This window comes from Nonomuraea endophytica (assembly GCF_014203235.1).
GTDB classification, from domain to species: domain Bacteria; phylum Actinomycetota; class Actinomycetes; order Streptosporangiales; family Streptosporangiaceae; genus Nonomuraea; species Nonomuraea endophytica.
In genome coordinates this window covers 69,104-94,215 of sequence record NZ_JACHIN010000014.1, presented here as the reverse complement: position 1 = coordinate 94,215, position 25,112 = coordinate 69,104, and the positions used below count along the sequence as shown (strand labels likewise).

27 protein-coding genes and 1 riboswitch are annotated in these 25,112 nt (G+C 70.6%); of the genes, 13 read left to right on the top strand and 14 right to left on the bottom strand.

Features of this window, described 5'->3' with window-relative positions; all coding sequences use genetic code 11:
• Positions 1 to 38 precede the first annotated feature (38 nt).
• Together HNR40_RS40475 and HNR40_RS40470 are read right to left on the bottom strand one after the other, a co-directional pair.
• Positions 39 to 782 carry an ABC transporter permease gene (locus HNR40_RS40475; RefSeq protein WP_246510077.1) on the bottom strand — a complete coding sequence of 248 codons (744 nt, stop codon included), beginning with the start codon at positions 780 to 782 and terminating at the stop codon, positions 39 to 41.
• 22 nt (positions 783 to 804) lie between these two features.
• Positions 805 to 1,641, bottom strand: coding sequence for an ABC transporter ATP-binding protein (locus HNR40_RS40470; protein WP_184971161.1), 837 nt, complete (start codon positions 1,639 to 1,641; stop codon positions 805 to 807).
• A 224-nt stretch (positions 1,642 to 1,865) separates the two neighbouring features.
• Between HNR40_RS40470 and HNR40_RS40465 the strand changes: the two genes are divergently transcribed.
• Positions 1,866 to 2,519, top strand: a complete 654-nt coding sequence (locus HNR40_RS40465) for a phosphotransferase (RefSeq protein WP_184971159.1) — start codon at positions 1,866 to 1,868, stop codon at positions 2,517 to 2,519.
• Positions 2,520 to 2,529: 10 nt separating this feature from the next.
• Positions 2,530 to 3,459: an NAD(P)H-dependent flavin oxidoreductase gene (locus HNR40_RS40460; RefSeq protein ID WP_184971156.1), complete on the top strand. Its 930-nt coding sequence runs from the start codon at positions 2,530 to 2,532 to the stop codon at positions 3,457 to 3,459.
• Here HNR40_RS40460 and HNR40_RS40455 read toward each other — a convergent pair.
• Positions 3,454 to 5,625 (bottom strand): alpha/beta hydrolase, encoded by a 2,172-nt coding sequence (locus HNR40_RS40455; protein ID WP_184971154.1) that lies wholly within the window; start codon positions 5,623 to 5,625, stop codon positions 3,454 to 3,456. The genes HNR40_RS40460 and HNR40_RS40455 overlap by 6 nt on opposite strands.
• Complete coding sequence (locus HNR40_RS40450; RefSeq protein WP_184971152.1) at positions 5,622 to 6,347, bottom strand: ABC transporter ATP-binding protein; 726 nt, start codon at positions 6,345 to 6,347, stop codon at positions 5,622 to 5,624. Before HNR40_RS40450 ends, HNR40_RS40455 begins: the two co-directional genes overlap by 4 nt.
• A 107-nt stretch (positions 6,348 to 6,454) precedes the next feature.
• Here HNR40_RS40450 and HNR40_RS57585 point away from each other — a divergent pair, with 107 nt between their 5' ends.
• Positions 6,455 to 7,525 (top strand): sensor histidine kinase, encoded by a 1,071-nt coding sequence (locus tag HNR40_RS57585; RefSeq protein WP_312896693.1) that lies wholly within the window; start codon positions 6,455 to 6,457, stop codon positions 7,523 to 7,525.
• Positions 7,477 to 8,121 (top strand): response regulator, encoded by a 645-nt coding sequence (locus HNR40_RS40440; protein WP_184971150.1) that lies wholly within the window; start codon positions 7,477 to 7,479, stop codon positions 8,119 to 8,121. Before HNR40_RS57585 ends, HNR40_RS40440 begins: the two co-directional genes overlap by 49 nt.
• Positions 8,122 to 8,126: 5 nt before the next feature.
• Here HNR40_RS40440 and HNR40_RS40435 read toward each other — a convergent pair whose 3' ends face one another.
• Both HNR40_RS40435 and HNR40_RS40430 read right to left on the bottom strand, forming a co-directional pair.
• The gene (locus HNR40_RS40435) at positions 8,127 to 9,698 is read right to left on the bottom strand and encodes an ABC transporter permease (protein ID WP_184971148.1); all 1,572 of its coding nucleotides are present in this window, start codon (positions 9,696 to 9,698) and stop codon (positions 8,127 to 8,129) included.
• Between the two features lie 2 nt (positions 9,699 to 9,700).
• Positions 9,701 to 10,681, bottom strand: coding sequence for an ABC transporter ATP-binding protein (locus HNR40_RS40430; protein ID WP_184971146.1), 981 nt, complete (start codon positions 10,679 to 10,681; stop codon positions 9,701 to 9,703).
• 132 nt (positions 10,682 to 10,813) lie between these two features.
• On the opposite strand from HNR40_RS40430, the gene HNR40_RS40425 reads away from it, so the two are divergent.
• Positions 10,814 to 11,896: a calcium-binding protein gene (locus tag HNR40_RS40425; RefSeq protein ID WP_184971144.1), complete on the top strand. Its 1,083-nt coding sequence runs from the start codon at positions 10,814 to 10,816 to the stop codon at positions 11,894 to 11,896.
• Between the two features lie 279 nt (positions 11,897 to 12,175).
• Here HNR40_RS40425 and HNR40_RS40420 read toward each other — a convergent pair whose 3' ends face one another.
• Positions 12,176 to 12,889: an endonuclease/exonuclease/phosphatase family protein gene (locus HNR40_RS40420; RefSeq protein ID WP_184971142.1), complete on the bottom strand. Its 714-nt coding sequence runs from the start codon at positions 12,887 to 12,889 to the stop codon at positions 12,176 to 12,178.
• 144 nt (positions 12,890 to 13,033) lie between these two features.
• On the opposite strand from HNR40_RS40420, the gene HNR40_RS40415 reads away from it, so the two are divergent.
• Complete coding sequence (locus HNR40_RS40415) at positions 13,034 to 14,380, top strand: hypothetical protein (RefSeq protein WP_184971140.1); 1,347 nt, start codon at positions 13,034 to 13,036, stop codon at positions 14,378 to 14,380.
• Position 14,381: 1 nt separating this feature from the next.
• Here the strand turns inward: HNR40_RS40415 and HNR40_RS40410 are convergent, their stop codons facing one another.
• From HNR40_RS40410 to HNR40_RS40395, 4 genes are all read right to left on the bottom strand, one after another.
• Positions 14,382 to 15,194, bottom strand: coding sequence for a glycerophosphodiester phosphodiesterase (locus tag HNR40_RS40410; RefSeq protein WP_184971138.1), 813 nt, complete (start codon positions 15,192 to 15,194; stop codon positions 14,382 to 14,384).
• Positions 15,195 to 15,258: 64 nt separating this feature from the next.
• A complete protein-coding gene (locus tag HNR40_RS40405; RefSeq protein ID WP_184971135.1) occupies positions 15,259 to 15,795 on the bottom strand; it encodes an NUDIX hydrolase family protein in 537 nt (178 codons plus the stop codon).
• Positions 15,796 to 15,955: 160 nt separating this feature from the next.
• Positions 15,956 to 16,879, bottom strand: a complete 924-nt coding sequence (locus HNR40_RS40400) for a sigma-70 family RNA polymerase sigma factor (protein WP_184971134.1) — start codon at positions 16,877 to 16,879, stop codon at positions 15,956 to 15,958.
• A gap of 70 nt (positions 16,880 to 16,949) precedes the next feature.
• Positions 16,950 to 17,687: a hypothetical protein gene (locus HNR40_RS40395; RefSeq protein WP_184971132.1), complete on the bottom strand. Its 738-nt coding sequence runs from the start codon at positions 17,685 to 17,687 to the stop codon at positions 16,950 to 16,952.
• Positions 17,688 to 17,788: 101 nt separating this feature from the next.
• Between HNR40_RS40395 and HNR40_RS40390 the strand changes: the two genes are divergently transcribed.
• Complete coding sequence (locus HNR40_RS40390) at positions 17,789 to 18,508, top strand: hypothetical protein (protein ID WP_246510076.1); 720 nt, start codon at positions 17,789 to 17,791, stop codon at positions 18,506 to 18,508.
• Here HNR40_RS40390 and HNR40_RS40385 read toward each other — a convergent pair.
• The 3 genes from HNR40_RS40385 to HNR40_RS40375 are packed head-to-tail and all read right to left on the bottom strand — an operon-like array spanning position 18,488 to position 20,129.
• Positions 18,488 to 18,859: a hypothetical protein gene (locus HNR40_RS40385; protein ID WP_184971128.1), complete on the bottom strand. Its 372-nt coding sequence runs from the start codon at positions 18,857 to 18,859 to the stop codon at positions 18,488 to 18,490. The genes HNR40_RS40390 and HNR40_RS40385 overlap by 21 nt on opposite strands.
• Before the next feature lie 5 nt (positions 18,860 to 18,864).
• Positions 18,865 to 19,770: a WXG100-like domain-containing protein gene (locus HNR40_RS40380; RefSeq protein ID WP_184971126.1), complete on the bottom strand. Its 906-nt coding sequence runs from the start codon at positions 19,768 to 19,770 to the stop codon at positions 18,865 to 18,867.
• On the bottom strand, positions 19,767 to 20,129 hold the full coding sequence (locus tag HNR40_RS40375; RefSeq protein ID WP_184971124.1) for a YbaB/EbfC family nucleoid-associated protein: 363 nt from the start codon (positions 20,127 to 20,129) through the stop codon (positions 19,767 to 19,769). The genes HNR40_RS40380 and HNR40_RS40375 overlap by 4 nt, the downstream gene beginning before the upstream one ends.
• 142 nt (positions 20,130 to 20,271) lie before the next feature.
• Here HNR40_RS40375 and HNR40_RS40370 point away from each other — a divergent pair, with 142 nt between their 5' ends.
• From HNR40_RS40370 to HNR40_RS40345, 6 genes are all read left to right on the top strand, one after another.
• Complete coding sequence (locus HNR40_RS40370; RefSeq protein ID WP_184971122.1) at positions 20,272 to 20,763, top strand: TolB-like translocation protein; 492 nt, start codon at positions 20,272 to 20,274, stop codon at positions 20,761 to 20,763.
• 11 nt (positions 20,764 to 20,774) lie between these two features.
• Entirely contained in the window at positions 20,775 to 21,212 is a 438-nt protein-coding gene (locus HNR40_RS40365) for a hypothetical protein (RefSeq protein WP_184971120.1), read from the top strand.
• 29 nt (positions 21,213 to 21,241) lie between these two features.
• Positions 21,242 to 21,389, top strand: a riboswitch (adenosylcobalamin (AdoCbl) riboswitch).
• Between the two features lie 64 nt (positions 21,390 to 21,453).
• Positions 21,454 to 21,579 (top strand): CbtB domain-containing protein, encoded by a 126-nt coding sequence (locus tag HNR40_RS56750; protein WP_312896692.1) that lies wholly within the window; start codon positions 21,454 to 21,456, stop codon positions 21,577 to 21,579.
• Positions 21,580 to 21,591: 12 nt separating this feature from the next.
• On the top strand, positions 21,592 to 22,341 hold the full coding sequence (locus HNR40_RS40355) for a CbtA family protein (RefSeq protein ID WP_184971116.1): 750 nt from the start codon (positions 21,592 to 21,594) through the stop codon (positions 22,339 to 22,341).
• Positions 22,342 to 22,379: 38 nt separating this feature from the next.
• Entirely contained in the window at positions 22,380 to 23,027 is a 648-nt protein-coding gene (locus HNR40_RS40350) for a histidine phosphatase family protein (protein WP_184971114.1), read from the top strand.
• On the top strand, positions 23,024 to 25,111 hold the full coding sequence (locus HNR40_RS40345; RefSeq protein WP_184971112.1) for a magnesium chelatase subunit D family protein: 2,088 nt from the start codon (positions 23,024 to 23,026) through the stop codon (positions 25,109 to 25,111). The genes HNR40_RS40350 and HNR40_RS40345 overlap by 4 nt, the downstream gene beginning before the upstream one ends.
• Position 25,112: the final 1 nt, after the last annotated feature.

The window sequence follows — 25,112 nt, the reverse complement described above, 5'->3', positions numbered from 1 at the left end:
CCCTCTTCACGGAATTGGCTTGTGCTTCTCGTCGGCCCTTACATCAACTTGCCGCGGCTCCAGCCACGGGCCAGCCGCCGGGCGGCGAAGGCGCCGGCCACGAGGCCGATCGCGAGCAGGACGGAGGCGGGCAGCAGCATCGCCGACTCGTTGCCGGCCACCGCCGCCTGCAGCATCGTGAGCGCCCAGTACCCGGGCGAGGCGTGACCGGCGATCTGCGCCCATTCCGGCATGATGCTGAGCGGCACCAGTGCGCCGCCGAGCGAGCTGAGCGTCAGCGCGCCCACGTCGGAGATCACGCTGAGCTCGCCGTGGCTGCGCACCAGCGTGGCCAGCGCGGCCCCGATCGCCAGCAGCGCGAAGGCCCAGATGAGGATGGCCAGCGCCACCCACCAGGGTTCGGCGGGCAGCGGCAGGCCGATCGCGATCACGCCGTAGATCACCAGGATGGTCTGCTGCAGGACCATGACCAGGAAGATCGGGAACGTCTTGCCGACGAGCAGCTCGATCGCCGGGGCCCGGCTGACCCGCAGCCGGTCCCAGGTACGCCAGGTGCGCTCCGACAGGATGGAGTTGCCTGCCAGCCCGATCGCGAAGACCGAGAACATGACCATCAGGCCGGTGGCCACCTGGGTGGAGCCGGCGTCCAGCGCCCTGACGTACAGGGGCTTGAGCACCAGCATGAGCACCATGGGCATGGCGATGTAGCTGATGATCTGGCCGGGGTCGCGCAGGCGGACGATCCAGTTGTGCCGCGCGATGGCGGCGATCCGGTAGAACATGCCCCCCGCTCGGGGAGCGGCGTCAAGAAGCATCGCGGGCCGCCAGCGAGTGGTAGAGGTCGTCCAGGGACGGGTTGCGCAGGTCGACCGCGCTGACCGGGCGCTCGGCCCGGTTGAGCAGATCGATGAGCGTGGCCGTGGGCTCCGTGGTGGAGACGCTGATCTCCTCCTCGTTGTCCAGCGTGAGGCGTACCTCGCCGGGCAGGCCCTCGATCAGCTCGTCGTAGGTGCCCCGGGCGATCACCCGGCCGTCGCGGGCGACCGCGATCGTGGCCTGGAGCTCGGTGATCTCCGGGAGGTAGTGGGTGGTGTACACGACCGCCGCGCCCTCGCCGGCGCGCTGCTTGACGACGTCGAGGATCGCCTGCCTGGTCTCCAGGTCGGCGCCCGCCGTCGGCTCGTCCAGCAGCATCAGCCGCGGGCGGTGGATGAGCGCGGTCGCGGCCTGGATACGGCGCTGCTGGCCACCGGAAAGCCGGCCGGTGCGCCGGTCCATCAGGTCGGTGAGGCGGAGCAGTACCGCGAGGTCGTCGATGGCGGTGTCCAAGGCGGCGCGCCGCAGCCCGCCGAGCCGGCCGAACAACACCAGGTGTTCGCGGACCGTCACGGTGGGATAAAGCGCGATGTGCTGGGGCGCCACACCGACCTGGCCGCGTACGTCGGCCGGCGGTTTGCCGTCGATGGTCACGTGGCCGCTGTCCTGGCGCAGCAGGTTGGAGACGATCTCCACGAAGGTCGTCTTCCCCGCACCGTTGTGCCCGACCAGTCCGACGATCTCGCCGGACGCGACGCTCAGGGTGAAACCGTCCAATGCCGTGACCGGGCCATAACGCTTGACAAGATCGACTACTTCCAGCAACGCGCACCTCCTCAGGTGCCTTATTGAATGCAGCCCAATAAGCAGTTGAATTCGATTTAATCGGCTGTTGTCGCCACCATAGCTCCATATCCCTAAGGCGGCTTATGGCAGGAAGTCCCCCGTGAATACAGGACATCAGGGCAGGTGAGCGCCGCCACTGACCACTAGTTACCGCAATTTCTGGCCAGTGCGGATTTTGTCGATCCGTGCTTAGGATTAATGGCATGCATGCGGGAAACCTGATCGCTTCCGGCCGTGACTGCCACATCCTGGCCTCCGGCTCCGGCAAGGTCATCCGGCGCGCCCGCGACGGCCGCAGCCTTGAGCGCGAGGCGTCGATCATGCGGCACGCGCGGCGGCACGGCTTCCCCGCTCCCGAGGTGTACGACGCCGACGGCCCCGACATCCTCATGGAGCACCTCGACGGGGTGAGCGTGGCCGACGACGCCCGCGCTCACCCGAACCGCCTGCCCGCCCACGGCCGCCTGCTCGCCGACCTGCTCACCAGACTCGGCTCGATCCGCGCCCCCGGCTGGCTGCCGGCCGCCGACGGCTGCCCCGGCAACCGCCTGCTCCACCTGGACCTGCACCCGGCCAACGTGCTGCTGACCGCCGACGGCCCCACCGTCATCGACTGGGCCGACGCGGCCAGGGGAGCGGCCGCCGCCGACGTGGCCTCGACGTGGATCGTGCTGGCCTCGGCGCCCCTGGACCCGGAGCTGGAAGAGCTGCGCCCCGACCTGCTGGCCACCTTCCTGGAGCACGTCGACACCGACGCCGCCCGCCGCTACCTCCCGGTTCTGGGGTCGCGCCGCAGGGACCACGAACACACCGACGAGGCCGAGCGCACCAGGATCACCGCCCTGCTCACCCTCTAGCCTGGGGTGCATGCGTACCTGGGTGACTGAGCGGTTCGGCCTGGAGGTGCCCCTGGTCGGGGCGCCGATGGCCGGTGCGGGCGGGGGACTGCTGGCGGCTGCCGTGTCCGGCGCCGGGGCCCTGGGCATGTTCGGGGTGGGCCCTTCGGACACACCGGAGTGGATCGCGGAGCAGGCGGCGCTCGCGGGCGGCCTGCCGTTCGGGATCGGGCTCATGGCGTGGACGCTTCCCGGGAACCCGGCGCAGGTGGAGGCGGTGATCGCGGCCCGGCCGAGCCTGGTGTCGGTGAGCTTCGGGGACTACACGCCGTATGTGGAGCCATTGCGGTCGGCGGGCATCGCCGTGGTGACCCAGGCCGGGACCACGCGGGAAGCTGTTGCGGCGGAGCGCGCCGTGGTGGCGCGCGGCGGCGAAGGCGGCGGGCACGGCAGAGACGCCGTGGCGACGTTGCCGCTGCTGCAGAGTGTGCTGGACGCGGTGAGCGTGCCCGTGCTGGCCGCCGGAGGCATCGCGGGCGCGCGTGGGCTGGCCGCCGTGCTGGCCGCGGGCGCCGAGGGCGCCTGGGTGGGCACCGCGTTCCTGGCCTGTACGGAGGCGCGGGGGGCGGCCCCGGCCAAGCGGCGGATTCTCGAAGCGGGTGAGGAGGACACCGCCTACGGGCGGGTGTTCGACGTGGCCCAGCGGCTCGCCTGGCCCTGGGAGTACGGCGGCCGCGCCCTCCGCAACCACTTCTTCGACACCTGGCACGGCCGCGAGCGCGAACTGGCCGAAGACGACCAGGCGGCGGCCGAGCTCAGCACGGCCCGCGCCGCCGGCGACTACGACACCGCCTACATCTACGCCGGCCAGTCGGCCGGCATGGTGCGCGAGGAGCGCCCGGCCGCCGCGGTCGTCGCCGAGTTCGCCGGGGCGGAGGCGCTCCTGCGCCGCTGGTCATGACCGGCAGACGGCCCCGGGCGGAGGCAGCTTCAACCAGGTCAGGTACCTGTTGACGTGCCCGATCGTGCACGGCTCCGCGCTGAGGTAGAGGCCGTGGCCGTGGCCCTCGAACCGGATCGTCGCCGAGCCGGGCACCTGCCTGACCAGTGCGTCCACGTCGGGTTCCGTCCAGCTGGCCGCGCCGAGCAGGGGCGGCAGGCCGGTGGACGGCAGCGGCCTGGGCGGGTTCGCCGGTGGCTCAGGCCAGCCGGGACAGGCGAGACCGTGCCAGAGCTCCTGCTGCGGGTAGTTGGGCGCCAGCCGTTTGTTGCGGCTCCTGGCTTCGGTGAAGTCGGCGTAGTCGCGGAAGCCGACGCCGTCGAGGCAGTGGGTCATGTTCATGCCGACCGGCGACGGCGGTTTCAGGCTGCCGGTGCCCGCCTTGACGTAGTCGGCGAAACCGGAGGCGTCGCCCGCCCTGGCCAGCACGATCGCCTTGGCCAGTTCCTTCCAGCGGAAGTTGTCGGCGCCGGGGGAGATGAAGTGGGGCGCGGCGGCGATCTGGACGTCGAAGCCGTCGTAGGAGACCTGCCGGCCCCTGACCGGGATGCGCTTCGCCGAGGCCACCTCCCGCCAGACCTTGACCACGTCCTGGTCGTTCAGCACGCACTCGGCGGTGCCCGCGCACCACGCGGCGAACTTGACGAGCTGCCCTTCCATCACCTGGTAGCGCAGGCGCCGCTCGTCCAGCAGGTTGACCGCGCCGTCCAGGACCATGGCGCGGACCCTGGAGGGGAACAGGCGGGCGTAGTTCGTGGCGGTCACGCCGCCGTAGGAGGTGCCGAGGAAGCTGAGCCGTTCCTCGCCCAGCGCGACCCTGATCGCCTCGACGTCCCTGGCCACGGAGTCCGAGCCGAGGTTGGCGAAAAGCTCGGGATCCTTGGCTCGGCACTTGTCGGCCGCCGCCCGGTTGACCTCGGCCTGGCGGTCGAACTCCGCCTCGTTCGACGGGAGCCGGATCCAGGGGCCGCCCAGCAGGCAGTCCTTGGACAGGACGCCCAGGTCGAGGCCGTTGCGCGGGGTGAAGCTGACCACGTCGAAACGTTGGCGGAGCTGGGCGAAGGCCGCGCCCTTCTTCTCCAGGTCCTCGATGCCGGAGCCACCCGGGCCGCCGGGCAGCGCGAACACGGTGCCGATCCGGCGGTGGGATCCTGTGGCGGGCAGCCGTACCAGGGGGAGGGTGATCTTTCGCCCTTGAGGTTTGTCCCAGTCCACCGGCACCTGTACGGCCGCGCACTCCATCTCCTTCTTGCAGGCCTTCCAGGGGAAGTCCGACGCCTGCGCGGGCTGCGCCACGACGACCGTGGCCAGCAGGACGCCGGTGGCGGCGAGCCCGGCGATCAGCGGGTGCGTCCTGCGGCCCCGGAGCGCGATCGCGACCGCGCCCGCGCTCAGCGCCGCGACCGGGTAGGCCAGCAGCAGCGCCAGCGCCGCGACCGGCGGCAGCAGCCCGTCGCCCACGAGACCCTCGAACATGACCGAGCCGGCCCGCGCCCGCCACGGCTGCGGCAGCGTGGCCGCGGCGGTCGGCAGCACGAGCACGATCATGATCAGGACCACCAGCGTCCCGGCAGTCGAGCGCACCACGGCCCCGATGCCCAGTCCGACCAGCGTCACCAGCCCGATGGCCACGCCCGACAGCAGCACCGAGCGCAGCGCGCCGGGCTCCGACAGCGGCGTGCCCAGCGTGCGCCCGTCCATCAGCACGTGCCCGGCATGCCCGCCCAGCACCGCCATCGCGCCGTAGTGCATCGAGAACGCCAGCACCTGCCCGGCCACCAGCCCCACCCCGAGCAGCACCGGAACCTTGGCCAGCAACAGCACGTGCCGCTTCGGCACCGCGGTCAGGCTCGTCCGGATCTGCCCGGTGGCGTGTTCCGCGGTCATCGACAGCGCGCCCAGCACGCCCATGACGAAGAGCGCCACCTGCAACCCCGGTCCGAGCCCGTCGCCGATGCCGGTGAACCGCAGACGATCCGCCGTGTCCTGCCCGGCGAAGCCGCGTACCACCATGGCCGCCACACCCATGCTGATCAGCACCGACAGCAGCGAGGCCGCCAGCAGCCAGTGGTTCGAGCGCAGCGTGCGGAACTTCATCCACTCCGCCGCGATCGCGTCCCCGATCATGCCCGTCCCCCTGCCGCGAACTCCACGCTCGCCTCCGTCAGCTCCATGTACGCGTCCTCCAGCGACCCGAACCGCCCGACCAGCGAGGCCATCGAGGCGTCCTCGATCAGCCGTCCCCGCCCGATGAGCACCACGTGCGCGGCCGTCTTCTCCATCTCGCCCATCAGATGGCTGGACACCAGCACCGTGCGGCCCTCGCCGGCCAGCGTGCGCAGCAGCCCGCGGATCCACCTGATCCCCTCCGGATCCAGCCCGTTGACCGGCTCGTCGAACATCAGCACGCCCGGATCGCCCAGCAGCGCCACCGCGATGCCGAGCCGCTGCCGCATGCCGAGCGAGAAGCCGCCCACCCGCCGCCCCGCGACCCCCGCCAGGCCCACCAGCTCCAGCACCTCCGCCACCCGCCGGGCGCCGATGCCGTTGCTGCGCGCCACACACGCCACGTGCGCCCGCGCCGTGCGCCCGCCGTGCGCGGCGGACGCGTCCAGCAGCGCGCCGACCTGCTCAAGCGGCCTGCCGATCATGCCGTACGGCCGGCCGTCCAACAGCGCGACGCCCGCGTGCGGAGCCTCCAGGCCGACCACCGCGCGCATGGTGGATGACTTTCCCGCGCCGTTGGGTCCCAGGAATCCGGTCACCTGGCCGGGTTTCACGGCGAAGGTCAGGTCGTCCACGGCGACGGCGGCGCCGTACTTGATGGTGAGTCCGTGTATCTCGATCACCGCTCCAGGCTCGCGCGCCGCCTACGCCCAGGCCATGGGCGCACTCCCCCTCCGGGGGTAGGCCTAGGCCTACCGACGCACAACCGGCGAGAAGGCAGACTGCAGGAGTGAAGAGGATCGGACGGGGCTGGGCGGTGCGCGCCGCACGCGACGTGCTCACCGGGGTGGCGGCACTGGCGCTGCTGCTCGCGCTGCCGTTCGCGCCGCGCCCGATCCTGCGCGCCGCCCGCACCCTGGGCCGGGTACGCCAGCCGGACCCCGGCGACCTGCGCGTCATCGCCTGGCTGGCGGCTCACGGGGTGCTCGGACCCGGCACCCTCCTGGTGATCGGCAGCATGCTCTCGATGATCGGCGTCATCTGGCGCGTCTACACCCCGTACCCGTCGAAGAACCTGACGGTCGCCTTCACCCTGTCGATCCTGGCGATCACGCTGCTCAGCGTGCTGACCGCCTACACCTCCGTCCGCGTCCAGGACTACCTGGCGCTGGTGCTGCTCGGCGAGACGCCGGAGGCGCGCCGCATCAGGGAGCTGACCGCCTCCCGCGCCGCCGCCGTCGACGCGCAGGCCGCCGAACTGCGCAGGATCGAACGCGACCTGCACGACGGCGCCCAGGCCAGGCTCATCGCCATGCGCATGAACCTCGGCCTGGCCAGAAAGAGCACCGACCCGGCCCAGACCCGCGAACTCGTCGAGGAGGCCTGGCACTCGGCCGCCCAAGCGCTGGACGACCTGCGCGGCCTCGTGCGCGGCATCCACCCGCCGGTGCTGGCCGACCGCGGCCTCACCGGCGCGATCCAGGCCGCCGCGATGCTCTGCCCGGTGCCGGTCGAGCTCGACATCGACCTGCCCGGCCGTCCCGAGGCGCCGGTGGAGTCCGCGCTGTACTTCGCCGCCGCCGAGGCCCTCTCCAACGTGGCCGCCCACAGCCAGGCCACCCGCGCGTGGGTACGGCTGCGCTATCCCGGCGACCGGATCAGGCTCACCGTCGGCGACGACGGCCGGGGCGGCGCCGACTCCTCCGCCGGGACCGGCCTGCTCGGCATCGAACGCCGCCTGTCCGCCTTCGACGGCACCCTCACCGTGACCAGCCCTCTTGGCGGGCCGACCGAACTGACCATGGAGCTGCCGTGCGCGTTGTCATCGCGGAAGATCTCGCACTCCTCAGAGACGGCCTGATCCGCCTGCTGTCCACGCACGGCTTCGAGGTGGTCGAGGCGGTCGACAACGGCCCGATGCTGCTCGCGGCCCTGCTCAAGCACCGCCCCGACGTGGCCGTCGTCGACGTACGGCTGCCGCCCACCCAGACCGACGAAGGCCTGCGCATCGCCCTTGAGGCCCGCCGCCGGGTGCCGGGGCTGCCGGTGCTGATCCTGTCGCAGTACGTGGAGCAGCTCTACGCCCACGAGCTGCTGTCCGACCGATCCGGTGGCGTGGGTTACCTGCTGAAGGACCGGGTCGGGGATGTCGAGCAGTTCGTCGACTCCGTGCGTACGGTCGCCGCCGGCGGCACCGCCATGGACGCCGAGGTCATCGCCCAGCTCCTCACCCGGCGCGGGCGCGACGAGCCGCTGGCCGCCCTGACGCCGCGGGAGCGGGAGGTGCTCGGGCTGATGGCCGAAGGGCTGTCCAACCACGCCATCGCCGCCCGGCTGGTCGTCACCGAGAAGGCGATCGGCAAGCACACGTCCAGCATCTTCGCCAAGCTCGGGCTGCCACCAAGCGATGACCAGAACCGCCGGGTGCTGGCGGTTCTGGCCTACCTGGAGTCCTGACGTGCTCAGACCAGGGCCCTGCGGTTGAGCGCGGTCAGGCCGGCGGCGGTGAGCACGGCCGTCAGCGCGGCCATGACCAGCAGCGGGACGGCGCTGAAGGCCTCGCCCGACAACACCATCGGCAGGTTGGGGAAGGGGACGAAGTACTTGGCGATCCAGTAGTCGATCCCGATGATCGGGCCGAGCACCTCGCCGAAGAGGTTGACGAACAGGAACGCGGCCCAGCTGATCGCGGCGGCCGCCCTGGGCAGCACCCCGAAGGCCAGCATGCCCACACCGGCCAGCACCCAGACGGCCGGGACCTGCACCAGCGTGCCGGGCAGCACCGACAGCGGGTCGCCGGCGGCCACGCCCATCGCCAGGCCCGCGAGGCCCAGGATGACGACCGGCCCGGCCAGCGCGAAGACCAGGTGGCTCCAGGCCCAGCGCAGGCGGCCGACGGGGTGGGCCAGCAGGAGTTCGGCGCGGCCGGTGGTCTCCTCGGCGCGCAGCCGTAGCAGAACCAGCAGGGGGTAGAGGGCGGCGACGTAGCCGAGCGAGAGGCTGATCAGCCACAGGTACGCGTCGGTCATGCCGGCCTCAGGGGAGGCGGTGTAGCGGCGCAGGAACTCCTGGACCGAGGCGCCCTGGCGGGAGACTTCGGGAATCGACAGGGCCAGGGCGCCGAGCGCCAGGCCGGCGATGGTGTAGCCGATGCTCCAGCCGGTCAGCAGCCCCTTGTGCAGCCGCCAGGCCAGGGCCAGCGGGGAGGACAGGTGACGCGCCTGCGCCGGGCCGGGGCGCTGGGCGAGGACGCCGTGGCCGAGGTCGCGGCGGGCGTTGAGGCGGTAGGCGGCTGCGATGGTGGCCAGCGTCAGGGCCAGGCTGGGGAGGAGCGCGGCCAGGTCGTTGGCGGCGTACGGCTGGACCAGATGCGACCAGCCCTGCGGCGAGGCCCACTTCACCGCCGCGCCCGCGCCGCCGTCGGCGACGAAGCGCAGCAGGTACGACAGGCCGAGACCCATCGCGGCCAGACCGATCGCGGTCCTGGCGCCCTCGGTGAGCTGGGCGGCCAGTGCGCCTATGCCGGTGAAGACCAGGCCGATGCCGGTGATGGCGGCGCCGAAGGCCAGCGAGCCGGTGACGTCGAAGCCGAGCTTGATCATGGAGAACGCGGTGACGATGCCGGCCAACAGCATGGAGGTGGCGGTTACGGTGAGGGCCGCTGTCAGTGGGGCCAGGCGGCCTATCACGCCCGCGCCCAGCAGTTCCGCGCGGCCGGACTCCTCCTCGCTCCTCGTGTGCCTGACCACGGTGAGGATCGCGATCAGGGCGAGGATCGTGTAGATGGCGTCGGCGTTCTTCCAGATGGCCATGCCGGCGATCGTGGGGGAGTAGACCTCGCCGGCGAAGGCGGTCAGCGCCTTGTTGGCGGTCATTTCGCGGGCGAAGTCGGCTATGGACTGGGGGGTGGAGAAGGCTTGGGCGTACCTGTTGGCCTGGCCGGCGGCCAGGACCGCCAGCAGGAGGATCCAGGCGGGGGTGATGAGGCGTTCGCGGCGGATGATGAGCTTGATGAGGGTCCAGGTGCCGTGCATGATCAGTTGCTCTTCTCGGCCGCGTGGCGGCTGGTCTTCTTGGCCGCGTAGCGGCTTGTCTTCCCAGCCGCGGAGTGGCTGTTCTTCTCAGCCGCGGAGTGGCTGCTGTTCTCGGCCGCGTAGTGGCGCATGAAGAGGTCTTCGAGGGAGGGTGGGGTGCTGGTCAGGCTGACGATGCCGGACTGGGCGAGGGTCAGCATGGTCTTGTCGAGGTCCTGGTCGTCGACCTGGAAGCTGATCTTCCGGCCGTTGGTGGTGAGGTTGCGGGCGGTGGGGAGCGCCGGGATTTGGCCCGAAATTTCGGCGGAAATCTGGGTCATGGTGAGGTGGCGAAGTTCGGACAGAGTGCCCGACTCGACCGTGTGGCCCGCGCGGATGATGCTCACCCGGTCACACAGCGCCTCCACCTCCGACAGGATGTGCGACGACAGCAGCACCGTGCGCCCCAGCGCCTTCTGCTCGGCCACGCACTGCTGGAACACCGCCTCCATCAGCGGGTCCAGGCCCGAGGTGGGCTCGTCCAGGATGAGCAGCTCGGCGTCGGAGGCGAACGCGGCTACCAGGGCCACCTTCTGCCGGTTGCCCTTGGAGTACGTCCTGGCCTTCTTGCGCGGGTCGAGCTCGAAGCGTTCCAGCAGCTCCGCGCGCCGCGTCCGATCCTGGCCGCCGCGGATGCGGCCCAGCAGGTCGATCACCTCGCCGCCGGTCAGCGACGGCCACAGGTTCACGTCACCCGGCACGTACGCCAGCCGCCGGTGCAGCTCGGCCGCGTCCTTCCAGGGGTCGCCGCCCAGCAGGCGTACGGAGCCGGAGTCGGCCCGCATCAGGCCGAGCAGGATCCGGATCGTCGTCGACTTTCCTGCACCGTTCGGGCCCAGAAAGCCGTGCACCTCACCGGTGTGGACGGTCAGGTCCAGCGCGTCCAGCGCGTGCGCCTTGCCGAAGCTCTTGTGAAGCCCTTGGACGGCTATCGCGGTGTTCATGTCGCTCCTCGAAGCGGGAATTCTTGCAGGTCAAAACGCTAGATTTCCCGGGCTTCCGGCGGTATCGGGCATCCGCCCTAACTGTCAGCGACCTGCAAGTCCGGAGCAATGGGACGAGCGCACAGTCCGACCATGAGAACACCCAGCAAGTTAGCCACGGTCGCCACAGCGACCCTCCTGATGGCGTTAGGCACTTCCCCCGTCTACGGCGCTTCCGCCGTGGACACCTTCGCCCGAGTAATGTCCGGCGAGCTGGAGTACAAGGCAGCACCGGGCCAGGTCAACCACGTGACCTTCACCGCACCCGACGCCAACACCTACCTCGTGGACGACATCGTCCCCATCACTCCGCTGAACGGCTGCGCCCACCCCGACCCAGCCGACCTCACCCTCGTAGAGTGCACCGCGACAGCAACATTCAGCGGCCAGCTCATCATCGATGTAGGCGACCTGGACGACATAGTCAACCCGACGGGCCCGAACCACGCCCTGGTAGGACTAGGCGCAGGCAACGACGTGGCCTACGGCTATCCCGGAAGCGTCGGCTCGCTAGTGAGCGGCGGCACAGGAGATGACCTCATCTATTCGGGCCCCGGCCGCCACACCATCGACGGCGGCCCCGGCACCGACACCGTCAGCTACGCGTCCAGAGTGGCCGCGGTAACCGTAAAACTAGCTGCCTGCCCATGCGGCGAACCAGGAGAAAACGACGGCCTACCCGCCATAGAGAACGTCACAGGCGGCACAGGCAACGACCGGCTAGAGGGCACGTCCGCAGCCAACGTACTGAGCGGCGGCGCAGGCGAAGACACCATCATGGGCTGGGACGGCAACGACAGCGTCTACGGCGGCACAGGCAACGACTTCGTAAGCGGAGTAAAAGGCAACGACACCGTATCCGGAGGCTCCGGAGACGACGAAGTGTTCGGCGACTGGGACAACGACATCCTGTACGGCGACGCAGGCCACGACACCGTATACGGCGGCCCAGGCGCGAACACCATCACAGGCGGCAGCGGCAACGACACCCTCTACGGCGGCCCCCTGACCGACACATTGAACGGCGGCACAGGCAACGACACCATGGAAGCAGGCGCAGGCAACGACACACTACGCGGCAGCTACGGAACCGACCACCTCGACGGCGGCCCCGGAGCCGCAGACGACTGCGACGGCGGCCCCGACCCCGACACCGAAACCAACTGCGAAATCTAAGAAGGAGCTCCGCGCGTTCTGCCTAAGGGCCCACCCGTTGCCCGGTTAGGTGGTTGGGCAGTTGGACCCCACCCAGGACAAAGGAGCTCCGCTTCGCTCCGCACGTTCTGATGACGCTATCGCCCCACTCGGTGACACGTGCCTTGATAAGACGCCACCCCCAGTACGAACGGAACAACCAGATCAGGCGGCGAACCGCGCCCTGGTCGCCTGATCCGGCATCATCGGCAAGTCAAGTGCTATGAACCTGCCCGGCGCTGACTCTTGTAGGAGGTCTGGTTATGGGAGGTTCAGGTCGCAGGCTAGGCCGTAGTGGTCTGAGGGCCAGATGTTGTTCTTTGGGGTGGTGAACGTCAGCCAGGTCCGGACGGGCTTCGCGGTGGTGAAGATGTAGTCCAGGCGTCTGGTGGGCTCGTCGGCGTATTGGCTGACGAAGGCGTTTTCTCGGGAGAATGTGTCGCCTGGTGTGCCGTCGCCTGTCGCGGTCCAGGTGTCGGTGAATGCCTTGGTCAGGTATTTGATTTCCGGGGAATCCGGGGTGGCGTTGAAGTCGCCCAGCAATACCGCGGGGGAACTGGTCATGTGGGCGGTGATGAAGTGGGCCTGCTCTTGGCGGATGGCGCTGTGGTCGGGTTGCCAGTTCAGGTGGGTTACGTAGACGGGGAGGGGGCCGGCCTGGACGTAGAGGAGGGCTCTTGGTTCGTATCCGGCCACGGGGAGGGGGATGTGGTGCTGTTCCTGGATGGGGAGGCGGGTCAGGATGGCGTTGCCTTGGATGCGGCCGTCGTCGGCGGTGGAGGCGGGGGCGTAGGCGATTTCGTAGCCTAGGTCTCCGGCTATTTCCTCTGCCTGGCAGCGGCCCTCGTGGCGCCAGACTTCCTGGAGGCCAATTACGTCTGGGCTGAGGTCGGCCAGTTCTTGGCGGATCAGGGCCAGGCGGGACGGCCAGGGGCCTTGTCTGCCCCAGACGTTCAGGGTGGCGACGCGGATCATGGCTTTGACCTCTCGATCCAGGGTGGGAATTCATGGTCTATTCAAGCGGTCTTGCTCTTGCTGTGGGTGAACGCGAGACTTCTTCCGTGGCGACCATCGGGGTCCGCAACGCTCCGGTCGGTTCGCCGCGGAAGGGAACCCGTTGTGGAAGCGGTGTTCGAGACCGCGTATCGCGGACTGCCGCCGGACGCGGCGCGCCTTTATCGGCTGTTGGGGCTGCTGCCTGGGAGCGATTTCACCGCTGCTCTGGCCGGTGCGCTCGCGGGTGGTGAGGTGCGGCCGTTGATCGGGACGCTCCTGGAGACCTACCTGGTCGTGGAGGCTCTGCCGGAGCGATATCGGCTGCATGAGCTGGTACGGGGGCATGCGGCGCACGCTGCCGAAGGCGAGCCCGCGGCTGAGCGGGACGAGGCTTTGCGGCGGGCGGTGGCCTGGTATTCGCGCATGGTCACCGCCGCTCACTGCCTGGTCCTGGATCGGCCCGGGGAGTCGGGGGTGTTCGACGGCCCCGGTGAGGCGCTGGACTGGCTGGAGAGTGAGCGCGGGAACCTGCTGGCGTTGCTGCGGCAGGCCTCCACCGCGGGGTGGGATGAGCTGGTACGGCGGAGCGCCGAGGCCATGTGGGCGCTCTATGCCAACCGCAAGCACTATGCCGACTGGCTGGAGACCAGCAGGCTCGGGACCCTGTCCGCGCACCGGCTCGGTGACTGGGCGGCTGAGGCGCGGATGCGCGATCAGACGGCCAGGGCGTTGATCGAGCTGTCGGACTTCTCGGCTGCCGCGGCCGAACTGGACAGGGCTGCTGCCGGGGTGGAGCGGGCGGTGGGAGGACCGACGACCGCCGGGCCCGACAGAGAGACAGGCGCACAGACCGCCGATCCGGCCAAGACGCCTGTGGCCACGAGCGTTGGAACCGATAGCTCTGGGGCCGAAAGCACAGAAAGCGCCGCGAGCATCGGCGACGCCGGGAACGCCGGGAACGCCGGGAACGCCGGGAACGCCGTGAGCGCGGGGCGTGAGAGCGCTGGGGCCGAGAGCACAAGGAGCGCCGGGAGCGGGGAGCGCGGGAGCGGGGAACGTGAGAGCGAGAGCGCTGCGGCGGGGGCTGTTGCCGGGAAGGCGGCTGCGGTGCGGGCGGTGATGATGGAGACCCGGGGGTTGCTCGAACTGGCGCGAGGTAACCCCGACGCCGCGGCCGCGCGTTTCGAGGAGGGGGCTCGGGCCTATGAAGCGCTTGGGGATACGCGGGGCAAGGCTCTGCTGACCTATCAACGCGGGCGGGCGCTGGCCGTTGCCGGGCGAAACCAGGAGGCGGCCCAAGGGCTGGAGGCCGCCGCCGGTCTGGCGCACGATGACGAGCTCACCCGGGGCAGGATCGCCATCGTGCTCGGGCAGGTCTATCGGCGGCTGGGCCGTACCGAGGAGGCGGAGGTGTGGCGGAGAGAGGGCGCGGAGATCATGCGGGTGCGGCGGATTCCGGTCAAGGAATGAGTCATGGCATGCCGGGCCGGTCGGTGATGATGCCGTCGACGCCTTGGGAGGCCAGGCGGCGCCAGTCGTTGCGGTCGTTGACGGTCCAGGTGAAGACCTTCATGCCCAGCCTGTGGATGCGGTTGACGTACGCCCGGGTGACGTACTGGTAGGGCGGGTTGATCTGGGTGGCGTAGGCGGACAGGGTGCGGAGTTGACTGACTGCGGGGGTGCCCAGGAGGCCTACCGGGATTCGCGGCATTCTGTGGTGGAACGTACGCATGAAGCGCCAGTCGAAGGACTGCACGACCAGGCGGCCGGGCTGCAGCCACCAGGAGTTCTTGCGGAGCTCGGCGGCCACGCGGCGTTCGATGCCGGGGTACTGGTCCGGGTCCTTGATCTCCAGCAGCAGGCCCATGCCGCGGCCCTTCATGGTGTGCAGGGTCTCGCCGAGGGTCGGGATGCGTTCGGCCGAGTGACCGGGGCCGAACCATGAGCCCGCGTCCAGTCTGCGGATCTCCTCCAGGGTGAAGGCGCTCAGCGGCCATGGGGCGCGGTCGGGGAAGACGCTTTCGACGTTGGTGGTCCTGGACAGCGTGGGGTCGTGTAGGAGTACGAGCTGGTGGTCCTTGGTCTCGCGGACGTCGAGCTCGAACATGTCGGCGCCTTGCCGGCCGGCGAGCTTGAACGCGGCGAGGGTGTTTTCTGGGGCGTCGGCCGAGGCGCCCCGGTGGGCGACGTTGGTGGGGTTGTCGGCGGCGGCGGCGTAGACCGCCGGCGTCAGGGTCGTCAGGGTCGTCAACGCGGTCACGATGATGAAGCCCAGTCGTCGCATAAGACCGAGCTTGACAGGCTAACGTGACTCCGAGTTAAGCACAGAGTGACGCGTCGCTTACAAATCAGGTCAAGCGTCCCACATGTGCTAGTGCCTGCTTGAGCAGGACGCCCTGCCCGCCGGCCATCTCCTGCTGCACCATCGGGGACGACGCCTCCTCGGGCGTGAACCAGACCAGGTCGAGCGCGTCCTGCCGCGGCCGGCAGTCACCGGATACCGGGACGATGTAGGCCAGCGAGACCGCGTGCTGTCTCGGGTCGTGGTACGGCGTGACGCCCGGCGTCGGGAAGTACTCAGCGACCGTGAACGGCTGGGGCGAGATCGGGATGTTCGGCAGCGCCACCGGCCCGAGATCCTTCTCCAGGTGCCGCATCAGCGCGTCGCGGACCCGCTCGTGGTGCCGGACCCGGCCGGAGACCAGCGCCCGGCTGACCTCGCCGTCGGAGCTGATGCGCAGCAACAGGCCGACATGAGTCACGACACCGGTCTCGTCGACCCGCACGGGGACGGCGTCGATGTAGAGGATCGGCATGCGTCCGCGAATCGACTCCAGCTCTTCGGGAGCGAGCCAGCCAGGTACGGTTTCGGTCTTTTCGGTCACCCGCTGATCGTACGTCCTCCCCGGCTGCGAGGCTGGCAGCCGGGGTCAACGTCGGACCTGGTCGCGACCACAGCCCCGGTCAACGCCTGTCCTGGCGGACGGACAAAGCGTCGAGGTCGCCGGGCAAAGGGCCGCCGGGCAAGGAGCCGGGGTGGCCGGGCTAGGGGGCGCTGCATGTGCTGGGTGTCGGGTCTTCGGTGCGGGGCGATGCCATGAACCGGGCGAGCCGGCGCAGGCGCTCCGGGCTGGCGAGGATGTCCATGGCCACGATCTTTCCCCCGGACACGGTGACCGCGGCGACGATCTTGGGCTTGCCGTTCGCCGCGGACATCATGCCCACGGCTCCGTTGACCAGCACCGGCACGTAGCGGTCGGCCATCGTCCGGAACGCCATCGCCTGGCCCGCCACCTCGCTGGCCCCGCGAACCACCCGCAGCGTCCCGATCGGCACGTCGGCGCCCTCGACGCGCAACACCACGTCCGGGTCGAGCACGGAGACCAGTGCCCCGAAGTCGCCGTCCCGGGCGGCGGACAGGAACGCGGCGACGACCTCGCGCTGCCGGGCCAGGTCGGGGTCGGGAGTGACACGGGCGCCCTGGACCCGGCGGCGGGCCCGGCTGGCGAGCTGGCGGGTGGTGGCGGGGGAGCGTTCGACGATCGTCGCGACCTCCTCGAACGGCACGCTGAACATGTCGTGCAACACGAACGCCAGCCGCTCGGCGGGCGCCAACGTGTCCAGCACCACGAGCAAGGCCAGCCCGACCGAATCGGCCAGCAAAGCCTCGTACTCCGGATCCACATGGTCGCCGACGCTGACGATCGGATCGGGCAACCGCTCTCCGATGGGCTCCTCGCGCCGGGACTCACGCGAGCGCAGCATGTCGAGGCAGACACGCCCGGTGACGGTGGTGAGCCAGCCGGCGAGGTTCTCGACGTCGCTCACATCGGTCCTGCTGAGACGGAACCAAGCCTCCTGAACGGCGTCCTCGGCCTCGCTGAGCGAGCCCAGCATGCGGTAGGCCACGGCCCGCAGTTGTGCGCGATGCGTCTCGAACCGGGCCGCGAGCAGGTCATCGTCGTTCATCGGTCACAATCTTTCACGGTCCGTCATAAAGGGTGAAGCCCAATGTACGGGGGCAAAAAGGCCACAAGGACTAAGGGGTGGGGCGTCCGGCGATGGCGTCCTGAACCGTGTGCTTGAGCCGTTCGATCGGCTCCCGGATCCTGCGCTCACGCCACTCAGCCCGCCGCAGCTTCCGCGACCCCTCCCGATACCGCCACCGCGCCCAAGGCGAGCCGGGCCGGGCCAGCCGTATGGCACCGACGAGTGCCAGCGGAGTGAGGTAAACCCCGATCAACCCGGTCCAGACCTTCCCCTTGCTCAGGCTGAGCACCGCGAACAGGATGTTCGCCGCGACGACCAGCCCGCCGTTGATCAGGTCCTCGCCGGTGAACAGTTCGTCGACCTCCAGCGGGCTGATCCCGAGCAGTCCGAGCCCGCACAACGCCAGCGCCATGAACACCGTGTCCACCGACAGCCGCCCCTGCTCGGTCCAGTAGACGTCCTGCAGATGCAGCACCAGCGCGAACTCGTCCAGCACAAGAGCCGCACCCACGCCGAAAGTGGCCGCGGTCAGAGCCGCGGGAGGAGAGGTCCCATCCTGTACGGCCAGCCCCCCGATCCCGCCCAGGCACATGAAAACCAGCCCGAACACCACATGGTGAATGTGCATCCCACCAGGGGTGACGTTCCCCGGCCACCACCGCACCCGCTTCCTGATCATCCGCACGCTGAACCTGATGAACAGAAACGTGAGCAGGAACATCACGAAGAAGCAGAACAGCCGGAGCTTCCCCGCGTCGACGATCTCCCGGGCGAACCAGTGCCCCATCTACCCCCCAACGACCGGCCGAGGGGGTAGTGCTAGGTGTACCCGTAATACTCGTCTCTGTGCCAATGTGCCCGCTGACCTGCGCCGATTGAATGATCGGCATGACGCGGACACACTCTCTCCCCGGCCCCTGGGTCGAGGCGGCCGGGCTGCTGCTCGGCCCGCTCCTGCTGCTCGCCGGGATGCTGACCCGGATCGGCCAGGACGACTTCTTCCCCGGCCAACTGGCCGCCTACGCCCGGCAGCCCGGCACGATGACCCTGTCCTACAGCCTGTTCGCCGCCGGGCTCGTGCTCCTGTGGCCGGCCGCGGTCGCGCTGGCCCGGCGGATCTCCGCCACACATCCGGGCTGGGCGCGGTGGGGCGTCACGCTGGTGGTGCTCGGGTTGTTCGGCCGGGTGTTCCACGCCGGGGTCAGCCACCTGGCGTTCCAAATGGTCGACGCGCTCGGGCTTGAGGCCGCGCAGAAGGCCGTGGCGGGCACCTACGGCGCGTTCCACGTCTTCAAGGCGGTCAACGTCGTCATCATGGCGGGCTGGATCGTGCTGGCGATCGGCGCTTACCGCGCCAGGGCGTTCGGCCCCGACGTGGCCGGCGTGGCGCGTTGCGTCGCGCTCGCGCTGGCCACCGGGCTGCCGCTCGGCGTGCTCAAGGGCAGCACGGACCTGCCCTCCCTGCTCGCCGTCGGCGGCCTGGTCGTGGCCATGGCGCCGCTCGGGGTGAGCGTGCTCAGGCAGGCGGGCCCGGCGCCGCGGTGGTGGGCGGTGGCGCTCACCGTCGCGGCCGTCCCGGCGGCGTTCCTACTTGGGCTCAGTGGGTGAGCCCCAGATCTTGGGGTTCTCGTCCGGCTCGGGGAGCTTGGACAGGAGGTCGGCGATGCTGTCCCAGTTGGCGACCCGGACGAGGTCGCCCATGAGGCGCAGGCGCTCGGCGAGCTGCTCGTGGGCCTTGTCCAGGTGGACCAGGCCCTTGGCGATCTGGTCGGTGTGGGCCTCGTAGCCACGGGCGCCGCCGTCGCCCTTGAAGAACGTGACGCCCTCCTGGGTGCCGCCCCAGAAGGCGCCGATGGCGGTCAGTTCCGCGGCGGCCCGCCGTATGTGCTCGGCCAGGTCGTGGCGCTCGGTGTCGTAAGCGTCGGCGACGGCGCGCAGCCTGGCACGGTCGATTTCCATCCTGCTCACCCCGCGGGTTTGTGGGCCATCGTGAAGTAGAGAAGCATCCGGCCCAGCGTTTCCTTCCAGGTCGGGATCAGGTCCTCGCCGCCCTGGCCGTTCATGGCGTCGTAGCTGGGGCCGTAGCCGACGGAGCCGCCGGCCATGCGCCCGACGAAGTACTGCAGGTCGAGGTTCTTGGTCATCGCCCTGGCCGCGGGCATGGCCGCGTCGAACGCGCCGTAGAAGGCCACCGAGGCGGCGAACTCCTTGAGCGCCTGCCGGGCGTTGTCGCCGAGCGAGCCCGGGTCCTCGCCGCGCGCCGCCTTGACCCCGGCGACCACGCTCACGTCGCCGATGGCGAAGAAGGCGCTGCCGATCGAGTACTCGGTCAGTTTGGCCAGCACGACCCGCGCGACCGCGTGCTCCAGGAGCTTCGACAGCAGCTTGGCCTGCGCCCTGCGCATGAGGAACTGCGTGATCTGGTACGCCGCCCCCGCCTGCCACGGGAACGTCGTGATGAAGATGAAGCTGGCGAGGTTGGCCAGCGCCATGGTCCAGTAGGCGTCCCTTACTGTCTGGACGATCTCCGCGAAGTCGTCGCAGGCCTGGGCGTTCGCGCGGCAGGCGGCGGCCAGCTTGCCCGGGTAGCCGAGAGCCGGCGGCATCGGGTAGAGGCCGGTGGTGACGGTCCTCTTGAAGGCGTCCACGCCTTCGCCGCTGTTGCGCCGCCAGACCGACTCGGCGGCGGGGTAGGTGTTGCCGGAGCTCTTCTCCGCGCGTTCGGCCAGCCGTAGCCAGGTGTCGCGGGCCTGGCGGGCGCGGTCGGGGTCGCCTTCGGGATAGTCGACCGCGAGCATCTGGAAGACGAAGGCGGTGATGCCGAGCGCGCCGAAGCCGTAGATGGAGGCGCGCGTGGGGTTGATCTTCATCGCGGCCCGTCAGAGCCGAATCGCGGCCCGTCGGGAGTGAGCCGCGGCCCGTCGGAGGTGAATGGCGGCAGGTCGGGGGTGAACGGCTCGGTCAGCGCCCTGGCCTGGTCGCCGGCGTCACGGGCGGCAGCAGCGGCGGCCTGGAGGACGGCGGCGGCCAGTTCGTCGGAGCCGAGCCGCATGGCACGGGGGTCGATGGTGAGCCCGGCCAGCGCGCCGGTCATGGTGGCCTCGGCGACGACTCGGCCCTCGGCGGCCTCACCGCGGCCGCGTACCTGCTCGATCTCTTGCTGGAGTCCCTGAAGTCGGGCGATCTCCCCGTGGAACTCGGCGAACATCCGGTCCAGCTCGTCTGTCATTCGGCCCAACGTAGATCGTGACACCGACAATGGCAACTGAACTAGTAGGTAAAGCGTTTCACCTCACATTCAACAGAATCCGGCCCTCGTGCGTCCTGGGATGTGATGGAACCGGTCCAGGTGCCGCAGGATCCGCGCGAACGTGCTGGTGGCGGCGGTCGCGGTCGTGGTGATCGCCGGAGGGGCCGCGGTGGCGCTGCGCGGCGAACCCCGTCAGCACCCGATCCCCGCGATCCGCCCCACCCCCACCCTGGCCCCGAACACCCCGACCAGGTTCACCGGGGCCGAGCCGGTGGAGAAGGTGTGGCCGGCGGCTGTCACGAAGATCCCCGGCAAGCTGCCCGGCGGCGCGAAGATCCGCCCGCCGAAGGGTGTCTCCATCAGCAGCTGGACGGTCGGCACGGACCGGGTCTTCTGGAGCACGGTCGAGGCCGGCGGCTCCGGCCTGTGGTCGGTCCCGCTCGAAGGTGGGAGCACGAAACGCCTGGCCACCGTGCCGGGACGGGTAGACACGATGGTGGTGGCCGGTGACCGGCTGGCGGTCTCCCTGATGGACGGCGGCGGCGTCTCCACCGTCCCCCTCGGGGGCGGGAAAATGGAAGCGGTGCGGGGGCCGGGCGTCATCACATCCTGAGCTGGCCCTGGGTGGGGACGCCGGGCGATTACACGCCCAGCGGCGAGGCCGGTTACGAGGAGATCGTCAACGCGGAGACGGGCGAGACGAGAAAGGCGGTCGTGCGCGCGGGCGAGATCAGGGTGCGGTGTGGCGTGCTCATCTGCGTCGGCGCCAGGGCGAACTGGACCGCCTTCCTGCGCCTGCGCGACGGCACCCAGGAGCGCGACCTGCCCGAGGCCCCTCCGTTCGGACTCGCCGGCGACCGGTTCATGACGGCGCACTTCGACAAGGCCGGCCGTGGTCAGGTGCTGCTCGTCCTGGCCACGGGCCGCTTCGGAAGCCTCGGCATCCGGCCCGGTGACGATGGCGGGATGCGCGTCATCTACCCGGGCATGGGCGACGGCCGGCTCGTGCACTATCCGCTCAAGGGCGAAAACGTGATCATCGGCCTCTCGAAGATCACGTGACTGTTGACGAGAACCGGAGGAAAGGATACGTTCCGGTAGATTTCACGGTTGTCAGGGGAAATCCGGTGAGATGCCGGTGCGGACGCGCCACTGTATCCGGGACTTAGATCCCGGGAGCCAGGTCACCTAACGGCCGTGACCTCACCTGTTGGGACGCGTCATCCCTGAGGAGGCCTTGATGAGTGGTGGGACCACTTCCACGTCCGTGCCCTTTCCCCGTTTGCGGCCCTGGCTGTTGAGCGTGCCGTTGTTCCTGTTGATCGCGTACCTGGTCCTGATGGACAACGGCGCGGTTTCGCAGACCGGTACCTTCCTGCACGAGCTGATGCACGACGGGCGCCACCTGCTCGGCGTGCCCTGCCACTAGGGGCCGGGCACGATGGTGCGCACCCTTGTGGTCAGAGGCCTGCTCCTGGGCCTGCTGGCCGGATTGTTCGCGGGCGCCTTCGCCTTCCTGGCGGGGGAGCCCCACGTGGACAGCGCGATCGCCTTGGAAGAGGCCGCCGCTGCCGCTGCCCCGGCCGAGCCCGCCGACGATCATCACGGTGAGGAGGCCGAGGTCAGCAGGCCGGTGCAGAAGGCCGGGCTGTTCCTCGCGACGGGCCTCTACGGTCTTGCCGTCGGCGGCATCTTCGGGCTGGTCGTGGCGGGACTGCGCGGACGGGTCGGGCCCAGGTCGGACACCGCCCTCGCGTTCGCCGCCGCGGGCACGGCCTACCTGGCGATCGTCCTCTTGCCTTTCCTGAAATATCCCGCCAACCCGCCCGCCGTCGGCGACCCCCACACGATCGACAGCCGGACCCTGCTCTACGTGGTCATGGTGCTGGTCGGCCTGGCCGCCGTCGCCATCGCGGTCGCGAGCGGACGCCGGGTCACCGGTGGTCCGTGGGCGCGCTGGAGCGTCACCGTGGTGACCTTCCTCGTGCCGGTGGTCGCCGCCCTTGTGCTGCTGCCCCGGGTCGACGAGGTGCCGGCTGGCTTCCCCGCCACGTTGCTGTGGGAGTTCCGGCTCGCCTCGCTGGGGACACAACTCGTGTTCTGGGCGGCGCTCGGGGCGCTGTTCGCCTGGGCGGGCGAGCGCGCCGCCCGCCGGACCACCGCCGCCGTCCCAGCCGCCGCACCGAGCTGAGCGGAGTGCTTTTCGTACGGCACGCCAGCACACCAGGCATGCGCACGGCCTGCTTCCCCGCACCGGAGCAGGCCGATCGCGCCAGCCTGGCGAAGGCCGCCCTTCTGGCCGGGACCGCCGACCTGGCCAGGACGGCGTCCTATGCCGGCCCCGGCACCCGGCCCGACGAGTCCAATGACCCCGAGCTGGGGGAGATGCTGACGGCAGGGCAGGCGGGGGCGGCGTTCGTCGCGCCGTCGGTCGCCGCGCTGCAGACCGCCTCGGCCATGGGGCTCGCGCCCATCGTGGTCGACGCCCTGGCCGAGGCGGATCACGGCCGGTGGGGCGGCCTGCCGTACACACGGGTCGCCCAGGACGAGCCGGACGCGCTCGCGAGCTGGCTGGCCGACCCCGGCGCGGCGCCCCACGGCGGCGAGAGCCTCGACCGGATGACGGCGCGCGTCACGGGGTGGCTCGACGAGACGCGGGCCAGGTTCGACGGCCGGCGCGGACGGCCGTTCCTGGTCATCTGCGACTCGGGAGCCATCCGCGCCGCGCTCGGGCACGCGCTCGGCCTGCCTCCGCTGTACGCCGCCCGTTTCGACCTCGCGCCACTGTCCACCACCGAGCTGGCCGTCACCCGCGGCGGCTGGCGGGTCGCCCACGTCAACCGGGACGCCCTCGAACACCGGAAGGTCACCTCTTGATCGCCACCTACCCGTTCAGCGCGGTCGTCGGGCTCGACGACCTGAAGCTGGCGCTGGTGCTCAACGCCGTCTCGCCCCGGGTGGGCGGCGTGCTCGTCCGCGGGGAGAAGGGCACCGCGAAGTCGACGATCGTCCGCGCGCTGGCCGCCCAGCTGCCGTCGGTGGACGTGGTGGCCGGCTGCCGGTTCGCCTGCGACCCGGCCGCGCCGGACCCGGACTGCCCCGACGGGCAGCACGACCCCGGCGAACACCGCCACCGCCGGCCCGCCTCCCTGGTCGAACTCCCGGTCGGCGCCTCCGAGGACCGGCTCGTCGGCTCCCTCGACGTCGAACGCGCGCTGACCGAAGGCGTGAAGGCCTTCGAGCCGGGGCTGCTGGCGAGCGCCCACCGCGGCGTGCTCTACGTGGACGAGGTCAACCTCCTGCACGACCACCTCGTGGACCTCCTGCTCGACGCCGCCGCGCTCGGCACCTGCTACGTCGAGCGCGAAGGTGTGTCGGTACGGCACGCCGCCCGCTTCCTCCTGGTCGGCACCATGAACCCCGAGGAAGGCGAACTGCGCCCCCAGCTCCTCGACCGGTTCGGACTGACCGTCGAGGTGAAGGCGTCGCGGGCCCCGGACGAGCGGGCCGAGGTGGTACGGCGGCGCATGGCCTACGACGCTTCACCCGAGGAGTTCGTGGCGCGCTGGACCGTCCAGGAGTCCGCGCTCGGTGAGCGGATCCTGCGGGCCAGGGCGCTGCTGGCCGGCGGGGTCGTGCTGCCCGACGCGAGGCTGCTGCAGATCGCGGCGGTGTGCGCGGGGTTCGAGGTGGACGGGCTGCGCGCCGACCTGGTCACGGCGAACGCGGCCATGGCGCACGCGGCCTGGCAGGGGCGGGACCGGGTCACGGAGGAGGACGTGCGGGTGGCTGCCCGGCTGTCCCTGCCGCACCGGCGGCGCCGGGACCCGTTCGACGCGCCGGGGCTGGACGAGGACATGCTGGAAGAACTCCTGGACCGGCACCGGGGCGACGACGACCCCGACGGCGGCGGCCCCCCTGACACCCCACCGGACGGCCCCGGCCCCCAGCCCGACCAGGGCGAGGCCCCGGGCCAGGGGGAGACCGCGGGCCAGGAGGAAGCGGGACCCACCCCGGACCCCGGGCACAACTCCCAGCTTGACCAAGGAGAGGCGCCGGGCCGGGGGGAGACCGGGCACAACTCCCAGCCTGACCAGGGGGACTCTCAGCCGGACCGAAGAGAGGTGGGCGACCAGGGGGAAGGCGGAGACGACTCCTCGGGCGGTGTCACGGCGGTGGCCGGGGTGGGGGCGCCTTATCGGGTGCCGGTGTTGAAGGTGCCGGGGCTCGGGGCGGGTGCTTCGGGGCGGAGGTCGCGGGCGCGTACGCCGCGTGGCAGGGCGACCGGGGCGCGGGTGCCGCACGGCAAGGTGAAGGATCTGCACCTGCCGGCGACCTTGCTGGCGGCGGCGCCGTACCAGAAGGAGCGGGGGAGGACCGGCCCTGGGCTGCTGCTGCGCGGCGGCGATCTGCGCGAGGTCGTGCGGGAGGGCCGGGAGAGCAACCTCGTGCTGTTCGTGGTGGACGCCAGCGGTTCGATGGCCGCGCGCAGGCGGATGACCGCGGTGAAGACGGCGGTGCTGAGCCTGCTGCTCGACGCCTATCAGCGCAGGGACAAGGTGGGGCTGGTGACGTTCAGGGGGAAGGGCGCGGAGGTGGCGTTGCCGCCGACGTCGTCGGTGGAGGCGGGGGCGGCGCGGTTGCGGTCGTTGCCGACCGGTGGGCGTACGCCGCTGGCCGAGGGGCTGGCCAGGGCGGCCGAGGTGTTGCGGGTGGAGCGGATGCGCGATCCGGACCGGCGTCCGCTGGTCGTGGTGGTGACCGACGGGCGGGCGACCGCGGGCGGGGACGTGGACGCGGCGGCCGGGCTGCTCAGGGGCGTGGCGTGCGTGGTCGTCGACTGCGAGAGCGGTCCGGTCCGGCTGGGCCTCGCCGTACGGCTGGCGGCCCGGCTGGCCGCCGAGGTGGTCACGCTGGACGACCTGGGAACGGTGGTCCGCGAGCACAGGAAGGCGAGCTGAG

What these genes read in the sequence shown, in the direction of transcription:
- HNR40_RS40420 (WP_184971142.1), bottom strand. Translation starts at nt 12,889, where the DNA reads ATGATCCGCGTCGCCACCCTGAACGTCTGGGGCAGACAAGGCCCCTGG.
- HNR40_RS40385 (WP_184971128.1), bottom strand. Translation starts at nt 18,859, where the DNA reads ATGGAAATCGACCGTGCCAGGCTGCGCGCCGTCGCCGACGCTTACGAC.
- HNR40_RS40375 (WP_184971124.1), bottom strand. Translation starts at nt 20,129, where the DNA reads ATGACAGACGAGCTGGACCGGATGTTCGCCGAGTTCCACGGGGAGATC.
- HNR40_RS40400 (WP_184971134.1), bottom strand. Translation starts at nt 16,879, where the DNA reads ATGAACGACGATGACCTGCTCGCGGCCCGGTTCGAGACGCATCGCGCA.
- HNR40_RS40430 (WP_184971146.1), bottom strand. Translation starts at nt 10,681, where the DNA reads ATGAACACCGCGATAGCCGTCCAAGGGCTTCACAAGAGCTTCGGCAAG.
- HNR40_RS40410 (WP_184971138.1), bottom strand. Translation starts at nt 15,194, where the DNA reads ATGCGACGACTGGGCTTCATCATCGTGACCGCGTTGACGACCCTGACG.
- HNR40_RS40395 (WP_184971132.1), bottom strand. Translation starts at nt 17,687, where the DNA reads ATGGGGCACTGGTTCGCCCGGGAGATCGTCGACGCGGGGAAGCTCCGG.
- HNR40_RS40380 (WP_184971126.1), bottom strand. Translation starts at nt 19,770, where the DNA reads ATGAAGATCAACCCCACGCGCGCCTCCATCTACGGCTTCGGCGCGCTC.
- HNR40_RS40350 (WP_184971114.1), top strand. Translation starts at nt 22,380, where the DNA reads ATGCGCACGGCCTGCTTCCCCGCACCGGAGCAGGCCGATCGCGCCAGC.
- HNR40_RS40465 (WP_184971159.1), top strand. Translation starts at nt 1,866, where the DNA reads ATGCATGCGGGAAACCTGATCGCTTCCGGCCGTGACTGCCACATCCTG.
- HNR40_RS40425 (WP_184971144.1), top strand. Translation starts at nt 10,814, where the DNA reads ATGAGAACACCCAGCAAGTTAGCCACGGTCGCCACAGCGACCCTCCTG.
- HNR40_RS40460 (WP_184971156.1), top strand. Translation starts at nt 2,530, where the DNA reads ATGCGTACCTGGGTGACTGAGCGGTTCGGCCTGGAGGTGCCCCTGGTC.
- HNR40_RS40475 (WP_246510077.1), bottom strand. Translation starts at nt 782, where the DNA reads ATGTTCTACCGGATCGCCGCCATCGCGCGGCACAACTGGATCGTCCGC.
- HNR40_RS40390 (WP_246510076.1), top strand. Translation starts at nt 17,789, where the DNA reads ATGACGCGGACACACTCTCTCCCCGGCCCCTGGGTCGAGGCGGCCGGG.
- HNR40_RS40455 (WP_184971154.1), bottom strand. Translation starts at nt 5,625, where the DNA reads ATGATCGGGGACGCGATCGCGGCGGAGTGGATGAAGTTCCGCACGCTG.
- HNR40_RS40435 (WP_184971148.1), bottom strand. Translation starts at nt 9,698, where the DNA reads ATGCACGGCACCTGGACCCTCATCAAGCTCATCATCCGCCGCGAACGC.
- HNR40_RS40355 (WP_184971116.1), top strand. Translation starts at nt 21,592, where the DNA reads ATGGTGCGCACCCTTGTGGTCAGAGGCCTGCTCCTGGGCCTGCTGGCC.